This is a genomic window from Amycolatopsis sp. CB00013 (genome assembly GCF_001905755.1).
GTDB lineage: Bacteria > Actinomycetota > Actinomycetes > Mycobacteriales > Pseudonocardiaceae > Amycolatopsis > Amycolatopsis japonica.
Genome location: NZ_LIWC01000005.1, coordinates 154,740 through 173,999 on the forward strand (window position 1 = coordinate 154,740; position 19,260 = coordinate 173,999).

Consider the following 19,260-nt stretch of genomic DNA (forward strand, 5'->3'; position numbering starts at 1 on the left):
GAAATCCGTCGTCTAGCGTGACCGAGGTGCGCGAAAAATCACCCCTGACGGTCGTCGGGATCGGGGCCGACGGCTGGCCCGGCCTGTCCTCGCAGGCCAGGGAAGCGGTCCTGAACGCCGACGTGGTCGTAGGCGCTCCGCGTCAGCTCGCGTACCTGCCCGCCGGGATGAAATCCGAGCCATGGCCGAGCCCGCTGTTGCCCGCTCTGGACGATTTCCTCGCCGAGCGCGAGGGCCGCGTCTGCGTGCTGGCCAGCGGCGATCCCCTGCTGTCCGGCATCGGCACGACCCTGATCCAGCGCGGCTACGACGTCGAGGTCCTGCCCGCGCTCTCCTCGGTGACGCTCGCCCGCGCGCGGCTCGGCTGGGCGGCGGAGGAGACCGAGGTGGTCACCGTCGTCGGCCGCGCGATCGCCCGGGTGAGCCGCGCGCTCGCGCCCGGGCGGAGGATCCTCGTCCTCGGCGCGAACGCCGAAGACCTCCTTGACCTGCTCAAAGCCCGCGGTTACGGGAAGAGCCGCGTCACCGCGCTGTCCGACCTCGGCGGCCCCGACGAACGTGTCGGACCCGGCTCGCTGACCGTGTTCGCCATCGAGGCCGAAGGTCCCGCGCTGCCGCTTACCGGGCTGCCGGACGACGTCTTCGAGCACGACGGCCAGCTCACCAAACGCGACCTGCGCGCGTCCGCGCTGGCCAGGCTCGCGCCGTCGCCCGGCGAACTGCTGTGGGACGTCGGCGGGGGCGCCGGCAGCGTCGGGATCGAGTGGTCCCGGGTGCATCCGCTGAACCGGGCGATCGCGATCGAGCGGTCGCCGGAACGGGCCGCCCGGATCACCCGGAACGCGGACGCGCTCGGCGTCCCGGAACTCGACGTGGTGACCGGTGCGGCGCCGGAAGCCCTCGAAGGGCTGGCCACTCCGCAAGCGATCTTCATCGGCGGCGGACTGACCGTGCCGGGCGTCCTGGACGCCTGCCTGGCGACCGGCGCGCGGATCGTCGCGCACGGCGTGACCCTCGAATCCGAACAGGCCCTGGCCCGCGCGTACGGCGAACACGGCGGGGAACTGATCCGCGTCGCCGTCGAACAGGCCGCGCCGCTCGGCGGATTCACCGGCTGGACCCCGGCGCGAGCCGTGACCCAATGGAGCAAGTCGTGACTGTCCACTTCATCGGCGCCGGCCCGGGTGCGGCCGACCTCATCACCGTACGAGGCCGTGACCTGCTCGCCCGCTGCCGAACCTGCCTGTACCCCGGCAGCATGACGCCGACAGCGCTCTTGGAGTACTGCCCTCCGGAGGCGGTGCTCGTCGACACCGCGAACCTCGACCTTCCCGCGATCGTCGAGCGCATGGTCGAGGCGCACGGGAAGGGCCACGAGATCGCGCGGCTGTGCTCGGGCGATCCGTCGATCTACAGCGCGGTCGCCGAGCAGATGCGCCGCCTCGACGCCGCCGGTGTTCCGTACGACGTCACGCCGGGCGTCCCCGCGTTCGCCGCCGCGGCCGCGCTGCTCAACCGCGAACTGACCGTGCCCGAAGTCGGGCAGAGTCTGGTCATCACGCGGGCCCAAGCCCGGTCCACGGCCATGCCGCCGGGGGAAACGCTGGCGAACTTCGCGCGCACCGGCACCACGCTCGCGCTGCATCTCGCGATCAACCGCATCGAGCAAGTAGTCGACGAATTGCGGCCGTTCTACCGCGAAGACTGCCCGGCGGCGGTGGTGGCGCTGGCGAGCCAGCCCGGTGAGCAGGTGCTGCGCGGGACACTCGGCACGATCGCCGCGCAGTCCCGCGAGGCCGGGATCAGCCGCGCCGCGATGATCTTCGTCGGGGAAGTCCTTGCCGCGGAAGGGTTTCCCGATAGTTTTCTGTATTCGGCCACCCGTGATCGCGCGAGCCAACCGGAGTCGTTGTGAAGAGTCTTCGCTGGGGCCTGCTGGCCGCCGGGACCATCGCCGCCGAGTTCGCGGCGGGCGTCGAGGAGAGCAAGCACGGCGTGCTCGAAGCCGTCGCCGCGCGATCCGCTGACCGCGCGGCCGAGTTCGCGAGCCGTTTCGAGATCCCGAAATGCTACGGCGCCTACGAGGATCTGCTCGCCGATCCGGACGTCGACGCGATCTACATCTCGACGCCGCATCCGCTGCACGGCGAATGGGCGATCCGCGCGGCCGAAGCGGGCAAGCACATCCTGTGCGAAAAACCGCTGACGATGTCCGTCGCCGAGGCCGAGAAGGTCGTCGAAGCCGCCCGCGCCAACGACGTCTTCCTCATGGAGGCGTTCATGTACCGGCTGCATCCGCAGATCCGGCGGCTGGCCGAGCTGATCTCCTGCGGCGCCATCGGCGAGGTCCGCGCCGTGGACGTCGCCTTCAGCTACAACTTCGCCGTCCCCCGGCTCACCGATCCCGCGCTGGGCGGCGGCGGGATCTTCGACGTCGGTTGCTACTGCACGTCACTCGCGCGGCTGGTCTCGCAGGCGGCGACCGGGCAGGACGTCGTCGAGCCCGAAGAAGTGCTCGGGATGGCGAGGCTCGACGAGAACGGCGTCGACGAGGTCGCGTTCGGGCTGCTGCGGCTGCCGGGCGGGATCCTCGCGCAGCTGGCCTGCGGTTTCCAGCTGACGCAGGACGATCACATCCGCGTGTACGGCTCCGAAGGGCAGCTGTACGTGCCGAAACCGGCGTGGATCCACGAGATGCGCAAGCCGAAGCCGTCACAGATCGTGCTCACGCCGGAAGGCGGCGAGCCCGAGGTGATCGAAGTCGAAGCGACACAAGGCCTTTTCGCCCGCGAAGCCGACCACGTCGCGGCGCATATCGCCGACCGGCAGGCCCCCGAACTCACCTGGGCGGAGACGCTCGCGAACCTGCGCACGCTGGAACGATGGCGCGAGGCCGTGGCCCGATGACACTGCTGATCCTGGGTGGCACCGGCGAAGCACGCGAACTCGCGAAGGAACTGGTGGCGCGCGGCGAGCACGTCGTGTCCTCACTCGCGGGCCGCGTCGCACGACCGAAGCTGCCTCACGGCGAGACCCGGGTCGGCGGCTTCGGCGGTCCGGAAGGGCTCGCGCGCTGGCTGACCGAGAACGACGTCGACGCGGTGATCGACGCCACGCATCCCTTCGCCGAACGCATCGGCGCCAACGCGGCCATCGCGGCGCGGGAAACGGGCACACCGCTGCTCAGGCTCGCCAGGCCCGGCTGGACGGAACAGCCAGGCGACACCTGGCACTGGGCCGACGACCTCGGCCACGCCGCGCGGCTGCTCCCGGCGCTCGGCGAACGCGTGTTCCTCACCAGCGGACGGCAAGGGCTCGCCGCCTTCGCCGGGCTGGATCTCTGGTTCCTGATCCGCTGCGTCGATCCGCCCGAGGTGCCCCTCCCCCGCCGTCACGAAATCCTGCTGGACCGCGGGCCGTACACGGTGGAGAAGGAACGCGCGCTCATGGAGCGGCACGGTGTCGAGGTCCTCGTCACTAAGGACAGCGGGGGCGCGATGACCGCGGCGAAGCTCACCGCGGCCCGTGGGCTCGGCCTTCCGGTGGTCGTCGTGCGGCGGCCGCATCGGCCGGAAACGGCCAGCGTAACGACAGTTCAGGGCGCTATAACCTGGCTCGGCACCGAGACGAAGGGCAGCCCTGCGTAAGCCGTTCGGACCAGACCCGTTAGCGTTGCGCCGATGCGTTTGATCGCTGTCACGCTGGGGTTGCTGTCCGCCTTGTGCGCATTGGCTTTCCCCTTCCTGCCGGTGGTGCAGGACACAGCGGAGGTCGTCTGGCCAACGGGCGGCGACACCCGCTCCGTCAACGCGCCCTTGACCGGGTACTGGGCGCAGGACCTGCGCGTCGACCTGCCGTGCACGACCGTCCGTTCGCTGGACGCGCGTTCGCAGGGGCAGGCGCTGTTGTTCTCCACCGTGCCCGACGGCCGCACCGACCCGCGCGCGGGCAAGGGCGTCGGCCTGCAGCTGCGCATCGACAACGGGGTGCTGCTCGCCTCCAGTCAGGGACAGCAGATCGTGCAGCAGCCGCTTCCCGAGAACAAATGTGACGTCAAGCTGTCGGCGGACGCGAACCAGATGACGCTGACCGTCGCCGAGACCGTGGTGTTCCACGCCGAGGGCGACGTCCGGCCGCGGCTGGTCGGGATCTACTCGTCGATCAACGCGGGCAAGGACCCGATCGACGGTCTGCACGTCTCGGTCGTCCCGGACACCCGCTACCAGACGTCGCCGACGGTGTGGAAGTGGATCGTCGGCGTCATCGCGGCACTGTCGTTCATCGGCTGCCTGATCGCGGTGTGGCGGATGGACTCCGGATTCGCCCGCCGCGCGCCGCGCTGGGCGCCGGTCGGCTGGTGGCGGCTGACCGCCCGCGACGCGACGGTGATCATCGCGCTCGGCGCGTGGGTGTTCATCGGCCCGGTCACCTCGGACGACGGCTACATCCTCACGATGTCGAGAGTGGCCGAAGAGACCGGCTACCTCACGAACTACCACCGCTGGTTCGGTGTCGCCGAAGCGCCGTTCGGCTGGTTCTACCACGTGTATCAGCTGATGGCGCACGTCAGCACGGTGCCGCCGTGGATCCGGCTCCCGTCGTTCCTGCTGGGCGTGCTGAGCTGGCTGCTGATCAGCCGCGAGGTCATGCCGCGCCTGGGCACCCAGGTCCGCACGAGCCGCGCCGCCGGCTGGGCCGCCGCCGCGGTGTTCCTGGTCTGGTGGATGCCGTTCAACAACGGGGTCCGGCCGGAACCGGTCGCCGCGCTGGGCTCGCTGCTGGCGATCTGCGCCGTCGAGCGCGCGCTGGTGACCCGCCGTCTGCTGCCGTTGTGCCTCGGGCTGACCGCGGCCGGATTCACCCTGGCCGCGACGCCGACCGGGCTGATCGCGGTGGCGCCGTTCCTGGTCGCCGCGCGCCCGCTGTACAAACTGGTCCGCCAGCGCGCCGAGAACGGCTGGCTCCCGGTGCTCGCGCCGGTTCTGGCCGCCGGGCTGCTCGTGCTGGTCGTGGTGTTCGCCGACCAGACCTTCGCCACCGTGCAGGAGGCGACCCGGATCCGCACCCTGGTCGGCCCGAACCTGTCGTGGTTCCAGGAACTCGCGCGCTACCAGCTGCTGTTCGAAAGCCTGCCGGACGGCTCCGTGCCACGCCGGTTCCCCGTGCTGCTGGTGCTGCTGTGCACCGGGACCTGCCTGGTGGTGCTGCTGCGCCGCGGCCGGATCCCCGGCGCCGCGCTCGGCCCCAGCCGCCGCCTGATCGGCACGGTCGCGCTGTTCTTCCTGCTGCTGGCGCTGACCCCGACCAAGTGGACGCACCACTTCGGCGCGTTCGCCGCGGTCGGCGCGGCGATGGCGGCGTTGACCGCGCTGGCGACCAGTTCCACGGTGCTGCGCTCACGGCGTAACCGGGCGGCGTTCCTCGCCGGGCTGCTCGTGGTCGGCGCGCTGGCCGCGACCGGGCCCAACTCGTACTGGTTCGTCTCGAAACTCGGCGTGCAGTGGACGGCGGTGGCGCCGTCGATCGGCGGGATCCCGCTGTCGACCATCCTGCTGATCGCGGCGGCGATCTCCGGGGTGTACGCGTTCGTGGAGAACGTCCGCGCGCACCGGCCCGGCCTGCAGGCGGGACCGCAGGAAGGGCGGAGCCGGTCGCTGCGGCTCGGTTCGCTCTCGCTGGTGGTGGTCTGCGGTCTGATGGCCACGGGCGAGTTCGTCAGCATGGCGTGGGCGATCCACAACCAGCAGGGTTCCTACAGCCTCGGCGCCGCGAACTTCGGGCATCTGTTCGGCAAGAGCTGCAACCTCTCCGACCACGTCATGGTGGAACGGGACGCCGCGACCAGCATCCTGCGGGCCCAGCCCGAACAGCGGACGGTCCCGGTGAAGAAGGAGGAGCCGCCCGCCGGGCAGACCCCGCCGCCGCTGCCCGATCCCGAGCAGGACAACGGCCGGGTGCAGACCGGGTTCCACACCCGCGCGATCGACGACAAGGATCCGCTGGCCGAACCGCCGCACGGCTTCAAACCCGACGAAGTCCCGATGTGGAGCAGCTTCCTCGACCCCGAGACGCGGGCCGGGCGGCTGCGCAGCGACTGGTACGCCCTCGCCGAGAAGCCCGCCGACGGCCAGATCGTGGTCGCCACCGCGGGCGCGGCCCGGCGGCCGACGTCGGTCAGCCTCGACTACGGCGTGAACACCAGCGAAGGCGTGAAGGTCGTGCGCAGCCAGTTCGTGCTGCCGCCCGGCGCCGGGACCAATGGCTGGAACGACACCCGGATCAACCTGCGCGACCTCCCCGCCGAGACGACGTCCGTGCGGATCAACATCGTCGACAACGACCTCACCGAGGACGGCTGGATCGCCGCGTCCGCGCCGCGCGTGCCGACGTTCACCACGCTGACCGAGAAGATCGCGGGCAAGCCGGTGTACGTCGACTGGCCGGCGTCGTTCGTCTACCCGTGCGTGCAGCCGGTGACCTCGCACGACGGCATCTCGAAGATGCCCGAGTACCGGATCACCGCCGGCGCCGTCGCCGACGAGGCGAACTGGGCGTCCAGCACCAACGGCGGCCCGATCGGCTGGCTCGAAGAGGTCGCGGCCGAACCCGAGGTGCCCAGCTACCTGATCGGCCAGCCGAGCCAGTCCTGGGGCCAGCTGCTGCAGGTCGAACCGTTCACCGAGGGGATCGCGCCGACGATCGTCCACGGCGAGAAGGTCGTCCCCGGCTGGTGGTCCCCCGGCCCCGGACCGCGGCAGCCGAACGGCAAGGACCCGACCCGCTAGTGGGCTGAAAGCGTCCTTCACCGCATCAGACGCGGTGAAGGACGCTTTCGTCGCGTCTCATGCGGGGAAAGCGTCCTTCAGCCCCCGCAACGCGGGCGGCAGCGGAGCCTCGTGAAGGACGCCGAGGCGCTGCGTAGCGCGCGTCAGCGCCACATAGAGCTCAGCGGCACCTCGCGGTCCGTCGGCCAGGATCCGTTCCGGGTCCACGACGAGGACGGCGTCGTACTCGAGCCCCTTCGTCTCCGACGCGGGCACCGTACCCGGCACCCCGGGCGGCCCGATCACGACGCTCGTGCCCTCACGCCCGGCTTCGTCCTTGACGAACTCCTCGATGGCACCGGCCAGGGATTCCGCGTCGACCTGCCGCGCCCACGGCCGGGCCCCGTTGGAGCGCACCGATTCCGGCGCCCGGACCTCGGGCGCGAACTCGGCGAGCACCGACGCCGCGACGGCCATGATCTCCGCCGGGGTGCGGTAGTTCACCGTCAGCGAGCGGTACACCCAGCGCCCCGGCACGTACGGCTTCAGCATCGCGTCCCACGAGCGCGCCCCGGCCTCGGACCGGCGCTGCGCCAGATCGCCGACGACGGTGAACGACCGGTTGGGACAGCGCCGCATCAGCACCCGCCAGTCCATTTCGGACAGTTCCTGCGCCTCGTCGACCACGACGTGCCGGTACGTCCAGTCCCGGTCCGCCGAGGCACGCTCGACGAGGCTGCGCGTGTCGTGCTCGACGAACCGGTCGGCGAGTTCGTCGGCGAAGAGCAGGTTCTCCGCCGACAGCATGACGTCCTCGTCCATCTCCTCGCGGTCGAGCTTCATCGTGTCGAGCACACCTTCGGCGTACTCGGCCTCGGCCTTCTTCTCCCGCGCGAGCGCCTTTTCCGCGGCCTGGTCCGCCGCCTTGTCGCGGCCGAGCAGGTCGACGAGTTCATCGAGCAACGGCGTGTCCGACACCGTCCAGGCCTCGCCGTCGGCGCGCAGCAACGCCTGGTCGGCCCCCGCCGCGCGAAGCCGTTCTGAGGACGAGAGCAGCGACCCCAGCAGGCTTTCGGGCGTCAGGATCGGCCAGAGCGCGTCGAGCGCGGAGGTGAAGGTCTCGCTCTCCGCCAGTTCCTTCAGCAGGTCCTTCCGCAGCCGCTCCCATTCGTCACGGTCGTCCCGGCTGAGCCAACCGCGGCCGATCCGCGCGATCGCCCGCTCGGTCAGCACGTAGGTGACGATGTCGGTGAACGTCCCGCGCGCCTCGTTGTGCGGCAGGCCGCTCTTGCGTGCCTCGTCGCGGGCCCATTCCGCGGTCTCGGCGTCGATCCGCACGGTGACGTCGGCGAGGTCGATCAACACCGGCTCCTCGGGCAGCCGCTGCCGGTCGGCGACGGCGGCCTTGAGCACGTCCAGCATCTTCAGCGAACCCTTGAGCCGCGTGGCCTCCGGGCCGTCCTCGGCCGTGATGTGCTTGCCGGGCACGAAATCGCCGGTGGTCATGAACACCACGTCGGTCTCGCCCAGCGACGGCAGGACACGGCCGATGTGGTGCAGGAACGCCGGATTCGGCCCGACCACGAGCACGCCGTGGCGTTCCATCCGCTCGCGCTGCGTGTAGAGCAGGTACGCGACGCGGTGCAGCGCGACCACGGTCTTCCCGGTCCCCGGCCCGCCCTCGATCACCAGCACCCCGGGGTGCTCGTGCCGGATGATCTCGTCCTGTTCGGACTGGATCGTCGCGACGATGTCCCGCATCCCCTCGCCACGCGGCGCGTTGACGGCCGCGAGCAGCGCCGCGTCACCCTCCGCGTCGCCGCCGGGGCGGCCGAACACCTCGTCGGTGAACCCGAGCAGCTCACGGCCGTGCGTGTGGAACTGACGGCGACGGCGCATCTTCTCCGGCGTCGCGGCGGTCGCGGTGTAGAACGGGCGCGCCGCCGGCGCCCGCCAGTCGAGCAGCACCGGTTCGTAGTCGTTCTCCTCGTCGAAGAGACCGATGCGGCCGATGTACGAGGTCTCCCCCGCAAGGCTGTCGAGCCTGCCGAAGCACAGCCCGTTGTCGACGACGTCCAGCCGACGCGACTCCCTGGCCAGCGCGCGCACCTCGACGTCACGTTCCATGGCCGTCCCGCCGGTCCCGCCCAGCGCGGCCTGGTACTCCCCCTTCACCCGCGCGCGTTCGGCGTCCAGGCGCGTGTAGAGCCCGGCGACGTACTCGCGTTCGGACCGGAGCTCTTGTTCATGACCCTGAGTTGACACAGACTCCCATTCGCCAGGTTTCGGCTACGGCGAGTGAGTCTGAGGCATCACCGGGGTCTTGTGGCAAGTCCCCCCATGCGCTATATGTTTATTACGGAGGGAGTTACTCCGTCTATTTCTCGGACCCGTCGGGCCCTGTATCCCTGCTCTGAAGGTCAGGTCTCGGCATTCGTCTGTCCGCTGGGGACACTTCCGGGACAATCGGGCCCGATTCGGGCGTTTTGCGAAGGGGTCGTGAGTGTTTTGGGTCGTTCTAACGACCCAAAACACTCACGAGGCGACACCTGCGACCGAACCACCGCTCCCGTAGCCGGCCGGGGGCGAAGGCTCCTTTCGTCGCGTCAGACTCGGTGAAGGGAGCCTTCAGCCCACACCACTCCGCTAGTGCCTACTGACGCAGGTTGGATCAGCCGCAGCCGCGCTCCGCGTAGGTACTTAAGACACCCTTGGCTCTAACGACCCAAAACACTCACGACCCCAGCCAAAACCGCACAGATGCGCATCAAACGGACAGCAACCTGCCGACTGGTGTCCTTTGTGGACATTGTTCGCTCAAGCCCCTGCGACACCGCCTATCTCACCCGACAGCTTTCCTCACGGGCCTCCGGGAGTCGCTCATCCGCACGGTGGCGCGTATTCGAGCCCCGGAAAGTACTTCTCCCACTCTTCCCGCGTGATCCTCGGCGTCGCCAGCCTGCAGATCTCCTCGCCCACTTTCGCGGTGTCCGTCTGCCACAGCTGGACACCGCTGCTCCCGATCGCGAGCGTATGCCCGTCGTCCCGGTACGCCAGCGAGTTGACCGTCGCCGCGAAGCCGGTGAGCTGCGCCGTCTCCACCGGTTTCCGCGGATCGGCCACGTCCCAGACGCGCACCGTCCGGAACGCAGACGCCGCCAGTTCCCGGCCGTCCGGGCCGAACGCGAGCGGCCCGACGCCTTCGGAGTGCCCGCCCAGTTTGACCGGCCGCGCGACGTGCGCGCGATCGGTGATGTCCCACAGGTAGACGTTCCGGTCGCTGCTGCCCGCGGCGACCGTGCGGCCGTCGGGGCTGAGCGCCATCTTGAACACCGTGCCGCCGTCGGGCCGCAGGGTCGACACCAGGCTGGGCCGTTGAGGGTCCGCGACGTCCCACAGGGTCACCGCGGACGAGTCCGGCCCCTGGCTCGCCACGAGCGTCCGTCCGTCGGGGGTGAACGCGAGCGACCACACCGTGCCGTCGCCGACCGGCAGATCCCGCGGCCCGGTGAACCGCCGGGGGTCGCTGACGTCCCAGAGCGTGATCGGTCCGTCGTCGCGGCCGGAGGCGAAGGTCTTCCCGTCCGGGCTGAAGGCGAGCGAGTAGGTCGGCAGGACCTCGGTCGACGCCAGCAGTTTCGGCGCCGTCGGGTCGCCGATGTCCCAACGTTGGAGCACGAAGGTCCCGGCCACCCCGGCACCGGCGTGCGCCGCCAGCGCGAGACTCCGCCGGTCCGGGCTCACCGCGACCGCGGTGACGGTCGCGGGCCCGGGCAGCTTCGAAAGCTGCCTCGGGGCACGGAGATCGTCCATCGCCCAGAGCCGCACGTCGTCCCCCGCGGTGACGAGGATCCGCCCCTGTTCGAGGAAGGTGCCGACGTTCCAGCCCGCGCTCGACGCCAGCGCGAGTTCGCCGACGTCCTGCAGCCGGACGGTGCGGTCGGCGCTGGTGGACACGATGGTCTTGCCGTCCGGGGAGAACGCGGTCCACCAGATGGCGTTCGTGTGCCCGGACAGCGGCGGCAGCTCCTTCGCCGGCCCCGTGACGTCCCAGATACGCACGGACTGGTCGTCCCCCGCGGTCACCACGAGCCTGCCGCTCGGGCTGAACCCGGCCGCCCAGACGACGGCCGGGGTGGTCAACGTCGACAAGGGCTGCGGCGCCGCCGGATCGGCGACGTCCCACAGTCTCGCGGTGCGATCCCAGCTCGTGGTGAGCAACCGCCTGCCGTCAGGGCTCCACGACGGCGTAAGCTGAAGGTCCTTGTGTCCGGAAAGGACGGAGCGCCGCTGCGGCGCGGACGGGGTGGTGACGTCCCAGAGCTCCGCCGTCCAGTTCGTGTTCGTGACCGCGAGCAGCTTGCCGTCGGGGCTGAACGCGGCGCGCGCGAGTTGCGCGGCCGGGGCCCCGCCGAGCACCACGAGCGGTTTCGGCGCGCCGAGGTCGGTGACGTCGGTGAGCCGCACGGTGCGGTCGTCGGACCCGGTGACGAGCGTCCGGCCATCGGGGCCGAAGTCGGCGGAGATCACGACCTCCCGATGCCCCGTGACGTCGGCCTTCCGCACCGGACGCCGCGGATCGGTCAGATCCCAGAGCCGGACCCGATGATCCCGGGTGACCGTCGCCAGCGCGTGCCCGTCGCGGCTGAACGCCAGCGGCCCGCGGACCTCCTCCGATCCGGGCAGCGTCGCCAGGAGATCCGGATGCCGCGAGTCGGCGATGGACCACACCTGCGTCGCCCGGTAGGAGTCGGAAGTGATCATGAGCTGCCCGCTCAGCGCGACGGTGACGTCGCCCGGGTCGAAGACCATCCGGGTGGCGAACGGCGCCGCCATCGACGCGAGCAGGCCGTCGTGGGTCTCCTGGATCGGCGCGAGCCGGTACGCGGCGAGACTGAGCTGGGTCGACAGCGCCGGATTGGACTCCCGCAACGTCTTCGCCTCGACGACGGCCTTGCGCGCGAGCGCCTCGTTCCGCTGTTCGGTGGCGGTCCGCCCGGCGTCGACGGCGTACCCGACGGCGACACCCGCCAGGAGCAGAAGGACGCCGAGGAGCGCGACGAGTCTTCGCAGCCTCCGCGTCCGTTTGCGGCCGACGGCGGTCTCCTCGGCTTCGGCGTCGAGCCCGGCCTGGAGGAACGTCCGCTCGCGCGCGCTCAGCGCGTCCGGCTCCCGGTCCGCCCATTCGGCCGCGAGCCCCAGCCGCGTGCCGCGATAGAGACTGCCCTCGTCGCGATCCAGCGACTCCCACAGCTCCGTCGCCTCGGCCAGTTGCCGATGCAGGCGGTGCCCTTCGCGGTCCTCCGCGAGCCAGTCCCGCAGCCGTGGCCAGCTGCGGATCAAGGCCTCGTGGGCGATCTCGACGCCGTCACGGTCGAGGACGAGCAGGCGCGCGTCGGCGAGGCGTTCGAGAACCTCCGTCGTCGCCGGGTCGTCGTCGAGTTCGCGCCGGTTGAGACGGCGCTTCGTGTCTTCGGTGCCTTCGCCGAGCGCGGTCAGGCGCAGGAAGATCTGCCGTACGACGCGTTGCCGATCCGGCTCCAGATCCGTGTAGACCGCCTCCGCGGTCCGCGCGATCGCGTTGAGGATCCCGCCCGCCGCCTCGTACGCCGCGCTGGTCAGCGTGATCCCTTGACGCCGCCGCCAGGTCTCCAGCAAGGCGTGCGACACCAGCGGCAGCATCGCCGGCTGGCCGGTGGCGTCGGCGACGAGCGTCGTGACCAGCGCCGCCTCGACCCGGCACCCCGCGCGGACGGCGGGTTCGACGATCGCGGTCCGGAGTTCGTCGGCGGTCATCGGGCCCACCATCACCTGCGCGTCGGTGAGCGCCTCGACCAGACCGGCGTGACGGCAGAGGTGACCGTAGAAATCCGCGCGGACACCGAGGACGACCCGCGTGCCGTGCTCGTCGCGGGCGAGCGCGACCAGCGCGTCGATGAACTTCTCGCGTTCGATCCGGTCGCCGCAGAGCGTGTAGACCTCCTCGAACTGGTCGACGATCAGCAGCCGTCCCTCGGCGTCGAGGTCCTCGTCGAGTGGATGCGCCCCTGGCGTGCGAAGGACGACGGGGCGTTCGCTCACCGCCGCCAGCCCGGCCCGCAGGACGGACGACTTTCCGGACCCCGACGCGCCGAAGACGCCGACGAGCCGTCGTTCCGCGAGCTTGCCGGTCAGCTCGGCGACCAGCCGCTCGCGGCCGAAGAAGCGGTCGGCGTCGGCCGTCTGGAACGCGGCCAGCCCGAGGTACGGGAGTTCGGTTTCGTCGCGTTCGCCGGAGGTCGCGGCGAGCCCGGCGGCGACCGCGCGCCAACGTTCCTCCCACGCCGCGACGTCACCGCCGCACGCGGTGACGTACGCCGTCGTGACCGCGAGCCCGGGCAGCTTCCGTCCGCCGGCGGCTTCGGAAAGCGCGGCGGCCGAGTAGCCCGCGCGGGTCGAAAGCTCGCGGTACGTCGGCCCGCCGGCCTTCTCGCGAAGCAGGCGAAGATCCGCCGCGAAGCTCACGACGACGTCGTCGCCCGGCCCCAGCGGGCGCTCGCGTCTCGGCACCAGGCCCCCCTGATCCATCGAAGCGCCTGTAGGCGGAGCTGCAGACGCACTTGCAAAGCAACCGAACGCGTGAACCCGCCCCGGCCGAAGGCCCCGCTATCGCGGTGGCAGGGCGCCTCGTCCGCCATCGTGAGATGGATGACCGGGTAGCGCCCCTGCCGACGTCGATCGCGGTCGCGGGTTCACCAACAGACATCAAGCGTTATCGAATGGACATTGTTCACCGAAAACGGCCCGACACTGTACAAAAGTTCTGCGCTACAACCGATGGCGTGCCGATTCGAACCCATGCGGTGACCGTGGTCTTCGCGGGCGTCCCCGAACCGCCCGCGTCCTCGGAGCTGGAGGTGGTCGCCCATACCCCCGACGAACGTGAAGCGGTCTGGCACGCCAGCGTGCTGCGGCCGGACGTCCTCGTCCTGTCCGTCCATCCGCCCTCACTCGACGGGCTGGCGATCACGCGCGAGGTGTCGTCGCGCGTACCGGACACCGCCGTGCTGGTGCTGACCCCGCCCGGCGACGGCGAACTCGTGGTCGCCGCGATGCTCGCGGGCGCGCGCGGCGTCCTGTCCCGCAGCGCGGGCCCCGACGATCTGATCCGGTTCATCCGCGGGGTCGCGGCGGGCGCGGTCGTGTTCGGCGAGCGCGCCGCGGACCGGCTTTACGGCCTGCTGGCCGCTTCGCAGCCGATGCGGGCGTTCCCACGGCTGACCCCGCGCGAACACGAGGTGCTCGACCTCCTGGCGGGTGGCCTGACGATCCCGGCCGTCGCGCGACGGCTCGGGCTCGCACCCAAGACCGTGCGCAACGTCGTCACGGCGATCCACGCGAAGGCCGGCATCGACGACCGGGAGGTGCTACTCGCCCAAGCTCGGAACGCCGGGCTCGGCCGTCACTCGTAGGAGCGAGGTGTCCAGACGATGCCGTTCTCGGCGCGTGTCTTCGACGAGCCGATGATCAGCAGGCAGCGCATGTCCACGCTGGCCGGATCGAGGGTGCCGAGGGTGACCACGCGGATGTCCTCCTCGGGGCCGCCGACGTCCCGGGCCACGACCACCGGCGTCTCCGGCGCACGGTGCCGGAGCAGGACGTCGCGGGCCTGCGCGAGTTGCGTGGTCCGCGTGCGGGACGCCGGGTTGTACAGCGCGAGCACGAGATCCGCCGCACCCGCCGCGTCCAGCCGACGTTCGATGATCTCCCACGGCTTGAGCCGGTCGGACAGCGAAAGCACGCAGTAGTCGTGGCCCAGCGGGGCGCCGACCCGGGACGCGGCCGCCTGCGCGGCGGTCACGCCCGGCACGATCCGCACCCGTGCGCCCGCGCCGTGTCCGGCCGCGACCTGTTCCAGCACGGCCGACGCCATCGCGAACACGCCGGGATCACCCGACGACACCACCGCGACCTTGGCCCCGTCGGCGGCCAGTTCGAGCGCTTCGACGGCGCGTTCGGCCTCGACGCGGTTGCCCGACGCGTGCCGCTGCTGGCCCGCGCGCTGCGGCACCCGCGCGACGTACGGGCCGTAGCCGACGATGTGCTCCGCCGCGGCCAGTTCCGCGGTCGCCTCGGGCGTCAGCCAATCCGGACCCGCCGGGCCCAGGCCGACGACCACGACCTCCCCGCCGGTGTGCGTTTCCTGCTCCCGGGTGACTTCGGGTTCGTCGGCGAGCCGGGACGCGTAGGCCGGGCTGGGCAGCAGCGCCAGCGAGAAGTACGGCACCGACTCCGGGTCGACGTCGGCGAACGGCTCGACGCGCTGCGCCTGCCAGGTCGCCCGTTCGACATAGAAGGCGTCGTCCAGCTTCCCGGCTTCGGCCAGCGCCTCGCGGACGTTGCCGAACGTGCGGCCGAGTTTGAGCACCGCCGCGGCCTGCGTGTCGGCCAGGCGTCTCGCGAGCTCCGGCGCGGGCAGCGTGCCGGGCAGGATCGTGAGGACCTCGTCGCGCTGCACCAGCGGGCGGCCGAGCACCGACGACGCCGCGCTGACCGACGTCACGCCCGGCACGACGGTCGCCTCGTAACGGTCGGCGAGGCGTTCGTGCATGTACATGTAGGAGCCGTAGAAGAACGGGTCGCCTTCGCAGAGCACGACCACGTCGCGACCGGCGTCGAGGTGTTCGGCGAGCCGTTTCGCGCTCAGCTCGTAAAAGTCGGCGATGGCGCCTTCGTAGCCGCCGGGATGGTCGGTGGTCTCCGTGGTGACCGGGTAGACCAGCTTCTCCTCGATCTGGCCGTCCCGCAGGTACGGCTCGGCGACCGAACGCGCGATGCTCCGGCCGTGCCGCGCGCTGTGATAGGCGATGACGTCGGCCTCGCCGATCAGGCGTGCGGCCTTGACGGTCATCAGCTCGGGGTCACCCGGTCCGAGCCCGACACCCCAGAGTTTTCCGAGCCCGCTCATTCGACCTCACTCGCCATCGCGTTGATCGCGGCGACGGCCATCGCGCTGCCGCCACGTCGTCCGTGCACCACCAGGTACGGGGCCGGTGCCCGCTTCGCGAGCTCCACTTTGGACTCGGCGGCGCCGATGAAGCCCACCGGGACCCCGATGATCGCCGCCGGGGCACCGACGCCTTCTTCGAGCAGTTCCAGCAGGCGGAACAGCGCGGTGGGCGCGTTGCCGATCGCCACCACGGAACCGGGCAGCTTGTCGCGCCACAGCTCCAGCGCGGCCGCGGACCGGGTGGTGCCCATCCGCTCGGCCAGCCCGGGCACCTTCGGATCGGACAGCGTGCACAGCACCTCGTTGGCGGCAGGCAAACGTTTGCGGGTCACCCCGGAGGCGATCATGTTCGCGTCGCACAGGATCGGCGCGCCCGCTTCGAGCGCGGCGCGGCCGGATTCCACCACGTCCAGGCTGTAGCGGAGATCGTCGACCAGGTCGACCATCCCGCAGGCGTGGATCATCCGCACGGCCAGCACCGCGACGTCGTCGGGCAGGATCGCGAGATCCGCCTCCTCACGGATGGTGGCGAACGAATGCCGGTAGATCTCGGCCCCGTCCCGGATGTAGTCGATCACTGTGTTCCCTTCTCCGCCAACGTTCTCGCCAGCTCGCCGACCGGGACGAACGCCCCGTCGACCAGATAACCGTCCTCTGTCGCGAGCACGTCGACGTGCTCGCGCGCGGGTTTGCCGCAACGCCGTTCACAACCGGCGAAATGGGCTCGCGGGGCCCGCCCGACCCGCGCCGCGTCGGCCCGCACGTCGGCGAGCGACTTGGCGCAGCCCGGCTGCCCGATGCAGGCGCTGATCCCGAGCGAAGGCGCGTCCGGATCGGTGATCAGCCCCGTGTCCGCGGCCAAGGGACCGAGCACCAGGATCGATCGCCACGGCGTGACCACGGCGTTCCCTGCCTTCGCGATCGCGCGCGCCTGAGCCGAGGTGAGCCTGCCGAAGACCGGGGCGACCCCGATCGCGTCACCGATCGGCCCGATCGGGAGGCCCGGGTTCACCTCGAACTCCCGCGGCTCCGTCATTTCGCCTGGGATGCCCCTGACCAGCGGCTCGATGTCGGCGAGTTCGCTGATCCGCCAGGCCGTTCCCCTCGTGCGCAGGAACGCGCGCGCGACCGCGAGCAGCGTCTCGACGGCGTGCTCGGCGGGGACGCGCAGGCCGGTGTCCTCGCCCGCGAGCAGTACGGCCCCGTCGCGCCAGCAGACGTCGGCGCCCTCACCGGCGACGTCACCCTGGCCGCCGTCGAACGCGAAAAGGAAGCGTCCGGGGAGCTCGGCCAGCTCCGGGACGGCACACAAGGCCTCGTCGAGTTCCTGAGCGAGCTTTTGCGCGGTCTCGCTCAGCGGCGAAGCGAGGATGTTGCGGACGCGTTCGTGTGACGGCGAAGGCAGGAGCCCGGCCGCGGCGAGCCTGCCCGCGAGCCCCGGCCGGGTGACTCCGCGCAGCTGCACGTTGCCGCGGGAGGTCAGGTGGAGGGCGCCGTCACCGAGGTCGTCGGCGGCGCCGGCGAGCGCCCCGAACTGAGCCGCCGAGATGGCGCCGCCGGGCAGCCGGATCCGGGCGAGCGGGCCGTCGGCCGCGTCGTGCGTGGCGAAAACACCAGGGCACGCGTCGGCTCGGACACGTGCGCTCGTGGACATGCGCTCACTGTAGATGGCCGATTCCACCGAGAGTATGTCTCAGATCATATGTAGTAGGTGTGCTACATTCGATCGCAGCACTGAGATGGGGGTGACCAATGAGAGATCCACACGACGTGATGATCTCCGTCAAAGATCTCCGGATGCGGTACGGCACGAACGACGTCCTCCACGGCGTCGACTTCACCGCGCACCGCGGCGAGGTGATCTGCCTGCTCGGCCCGAACGGGGCGGGCAAGACCACGACGATCGAGATCCTCGAAGGCTTCCGGATGCGGTCGGAGGGCGAGGTCAGCGTGCTGGGCGTCGACCCGGCGCACGCCGACGAGAACTGGAGGGCGCGGCTGGGGGTCGTCCTCCAGGCCTGGCGTGACCACGCGAAATGGCGGGTGCGCGAGCTGCTGGAGCACCTGGGCGGCTACTACGCGCCGTACTCCACGGACCGCATCAAGCGGCCGTGGGATCCGGGCGAACTGGTCGCCGCGGTCGGCCTGACCGAGCACGCAGACAAGAAGGTCCGGATGCTCTCGGGTGGGCAGCGGCGGCGGCTCGACGTCGCGATCGGCATCGTCGGCCGCCCGGAACTGCTGTTCCTCGACGAGCCGACCGCCGGGCTGGACCCGGAGGCGCGGCGCGAGTTCCACGAACTCGTGCACCGGCTGACCGATGACGACGACACGACGATCCTGCTGACCACGCACGACCTCGACGAGGCCGAGAAGCTGGCCGACCGGATCCTGATCCTGAACCACGGCCGCATCGTGGCCGACGGTTCGGCCGACGCGCTGAGCAGGCAGATCGCCGGCGAGGCCGAGGTGCGCTGGACGCTGGACGGCCAGCGGTTCGTGCACTCCACGACCGAATCGACGAAGTACGTGCACGAACTGTTCAAGCAGCACGGGGACGCCATCGGCGATCTGGAGGTCCGGCGGGCGTCGCTCGAAGACACGTACATGACCCTGGTCCGCAAGGCCGAGTCCCTGGAGGCGGTGGGCGCGCGATGAACACGATTCAGCACAGTGTCCGGCTGGGCGTCCGACGCGGCTGGCTCGAGGCCCGCCAGATGATGACCAACCGGGAAGACCTCTTCAACACCTTCCTGTACCCGGCGATCTTCGTGATCGTCATGTTCTTCATGCGCGGCGCGAAACTGCCGGGCACGGAGTTCTCGCTCGGCGCCGCCACCGTGCCGAGCGTGCTGGGCGCGTCGATCGTGTTCAGCGGCATGCTCGGGATGGCGGGAGTCCTCGCCGTCGAACGCGAAGACGGCACGCTCCTGCGCGCCAAGGCCACGCCGAACGGCATGATCGGCTACCTCGTCGGCAAGGTCGTCACGGTGTCGATGAGCACCGTCGTCGGAATGCTGCTGGTACTGATCCCCAGCCTGATCCTGTTCGACGGCATCGCGCCCGGCGGGCTGACGTCGTGGCTGGGCCTGATGTGGGTGCTGGTGCTCGGCCTGCTCGCCACGATGCCGATCGGCGCGATCTTCGGCTCGCTGACCTCGAACGCGCGCAGCATCGGGCTGATCATGCTGCCGACACTGGGGATCGGCGCGATCTCGGGGATCTTCTACCCGATCACCGCGCTGCCGGAGTGGCTGCAATACCTCGGGCAGGTGTTCCCGATGTACTGGCTCGGCCTCGGCATGCGGTCGGCGCTGCTGCCGGACTCGACGGTGATCATCGAGATCGGCCAGTCCTGGCGGCCTTGGGAGACCCTCGGCGTGCTGTCGGTGTGGGCCGTGATCGGATTGACGCTGGCCCCGGTCGTCCTGCGGCGCATGGCGCGGCGCGAGTCCGGGTCCTCGGTGGCGGCACGACGGGAAAAGGCGATGCAGCGAATTGGCTAGC

Annotated in this window: 13 protein-coding genes; 8 read left to right on the plus strand and 5 right to left on the minus strand. The window is 70.7% G+C overall.

The genetic code is table 11. The features are described from left to right. Positions 1-17: 17 nt before the first annotated feature. The 5 genes from cbiE to AMK34_RS31045 are packed head-to-tail and all read left to right on the plus strand — an operon-like array spanning position 18 to position 6,785. Positions 18-1,157: a precorrin-6y C5,15-methyltransferase (decarboxylating) subunit CbiE gene (gene cbiE / locus AMK34_RS31025; RefSeq protein ID WP_073847705.1), complete on the plus strand. Its 1,140-nt coding sequence runs from the start codon at positions 18-20 to the stop codon at positions 1,155-1,157. After that, entirely contained in the window at positions 1,154-1,915 is a 762-nt protein-coding gene (gene cobM, locus AMK34_RS31030) for a precorrin-4 C(11)-methyltransferase (RefSeq protein WP_073847706.1), read from the plus strand. Before cbiE ends, cobM begins: the two co-directional genes overlap by 4 nt. Beyond that, positions 1,912-2,907 (plus strand): Gfo/Idh/MocA family protein, encoded by a 996-nt coding sequence (locus AMK34_RS31035; protein WP_073847707.1) that lies wholly within the window; start codon positions 1,912-1,914, stop codon positions 2,905-2,907. Before cobM ends, AMK34_RS31035 begins: the two co-directional genes overlap by 4 nt. Beyond that, positions 2,904-3,647 carry a cobalt-precorrin-6A reductase gene (locus AMK34_RS31040; RefSeq protein WP_198941786.1) on the plus strand — a complete coding sequence of 248 codons (744 nt, stop codon included), beginning with the start codon at positions 2,904-2,906 and terminating at the stop codon, positions 3,645-3,647. Before AMK34_RS31035 ends, AMK34_RS31040 begins: the two co-directional genes overlap by 4 nt. Before the next feature lie 33 nt (positions 3,648-3,680). Next, positions 3,681-6,785: an arabinosyltransferase domain-containing protein gene (locus tag AMK34_RS31045; RefSeq protein WP_073847709.1), complete on the plus strand. Its 3,105-nt coding sequence runs from the start codon at positions 3,681-3,683 to the stop codon at positions 6,783-6,785. Positions 6,786-6,842: 57 nt separating this feature from the next. Here the strand turns inward: AMK34_RS31045 and helR are convergent, their stop codons facing one another. Both helR and AMK34_RS31055 read right to left on the minus strand, forming a co-directional pair. After that, positions 6,843-9,029 carry an RNA polymerase recycling motor ATPase HelR gene (gene helR / locus AMK34_RS31050; protein WP_073847710.1) on the minus strand — a complete coding sequence of 729 codons (2,187 nt, stop codon included), beginning with the start codon at positions 9,027-9,029 and terminating at the stop codon, positions 6,843-6,845. A 615-nt stretch (positions 9,030-9,644) separates the two neighbouring features. Then, complete coding sequence (locus AMK34_RS31055) at positions 9,645-13,331, minus strand: NACHT and WD repeat domain-containing protein (RefSeq protein WP_241832902.1); 3,687 nt, start codon at positions 13,329-13,331, stop codon at positions 9,645-9,647. 254 nt (positions 13,332-13,585) lie between these two features. Here AMK34_RS31055 and AMK34_RS31060 point away from each other — a divergent pair, with 254 nt between their 5' ends. Beyond that, positions 13,586-14,215, plus strand: coding sequence for a response regulator (locus AMK34_RS31060; protein ID WP_241832903.1), 630 nt, complete (start codon positions 13,586-13,588; stop codon positions 14,213-14,215). Here the strand turns inward: AMK34_RS31060 and AMK34_RS31065 are convergent. The 3 genes from AMK34_RS31065 to AMK34_RS31075 are packed head-to-tail and all read right to left on the minus strand — an operon-like array spanning position 14,206 to position 17,407. Then, positions 14,206-15,711, minus strand: coding sequence for a precorrin-2 C(20)-methyltransferase (locus AMK34_RS31065; protein WP_073847712.1), 1,506 nt, complete (start codon positions 15,709-15,711; stop codon positions 14,206-14,208). The genes AMK34_RS31060 and AMK34_RS31065 overlap by 10 nt on opposite strands. Then, positions 15,708-16,331 carry a precorrin-8X methylmutase gene (locus tag AMK34_RS31070; RefSeq protein WP_016332061.1) on the minus strand — a complete coding sequence of 208 codons (624 nt, stop codon included), beginning with the start codon at positions 16,329-16,331 and terminating at the stop codon, positions 15,708-15,710. Before AMK34_RS31070 ends, AMK34_RS31065 begins: the two co-directional genes overlap by 4 nt. After that, entirely contained in the window at positions 16,328-17,407 is a 1,080-nt protein-coding gene (locus tag AMK34_RS31075; protein WP_073847996.1) for a precorrin-3B synthase, read from the minus strand. The genes AMK34_RS31070 and AMK34_RS31075 overlap by 4 nt, the downstream gene beginning before the upstream one ends. Positions 17,408-17,505: 98 nt before the next feature. Here AMK34_RS31075 and AMK34_RS31080 point away from each other — a divergent pair, with 98 nt between their 5' ends. Next, the gene (locus tag AMK34_RS31080) at positions 17,506-18,411 is read left to right on the plus strand and encodes an ABC transporter ATP-binding protein (RefSeq protein WP_073847713.1); all 906 of its coding nucleotides are present in this window, start codon (positions 17,506-17,508) and stop codon (positions 18,409-18,411) included. Further along, positions 18,408-19,259, plus strand: a complete 852-nt coding sequence (locus AMK34_RS31085) for an ABC transporter permease (RefSeq protein ID WP_073847714.1) — start codon at positions 18,408-18,410, stop codon at positions 19,257-19,259. The genes AMK34_RS31080 and AMK34_RS31085 overlap by 4 nt, the downstream gene beginning before the upstream one ends. Position 19,260: the final 1 nt, after the last annotated feature.

Excerpts from the sequence above, each read along its gene's own strand:
- AMK34_RS31040 (WP_198941786.1), top strand. The coding sequence starts at position 2,904 with ATGACACTGCTGATCCTGGGTGGCACCGGCGAAGCACGCGAACTCGCG.
- AMK34_RS31085 (WP_073847714.1), top strand. The coding sequence starts at position 18,408 with ATGAACACGATTCAGCACAGTGTCCGGCTGGGCGTCCGACGCGGCTGG.
- AMK34_RS31055 (WP_241832902.1), bottom strand. The coding sequence starts at position 13,331 with ATGGATCAGGGGGGCCTGGTGCCGAGACGCGAGCGCCCGCTGGGGCCG.
- AMK34_RS31065 (WP_073847712.1), bottom strand. The coding sequence starts at position 15,711 with ATGAGCGGGCTCGGAAAACTCTGGGGTGTCGGGCTCGGACCGGGTGAC.
- AMK34_RS31080 (WP_073847713.1), top strand. The coding sequence starts at position 17,506 with ATGAGAGATCCACACGACGTGATGATCTCCGTCAAAGATCTCCGGATG.
- AMK34_RS31045 (WP_073847709.1), top strand. The coding sequence starts at position 3,681 with ATGCGTTTGATCGCTGTCACGCTGGGGTTGCTGTCCGCCTTGTGCGCA.
- AMK34_RS31075 (WP_073847996.1), bottom strand. The coding sequence starts at position 17,407 with ATGTCCACGAGCGCACGTGTCCGAGCCGACGCGTGCCCTGGTGTTTTC.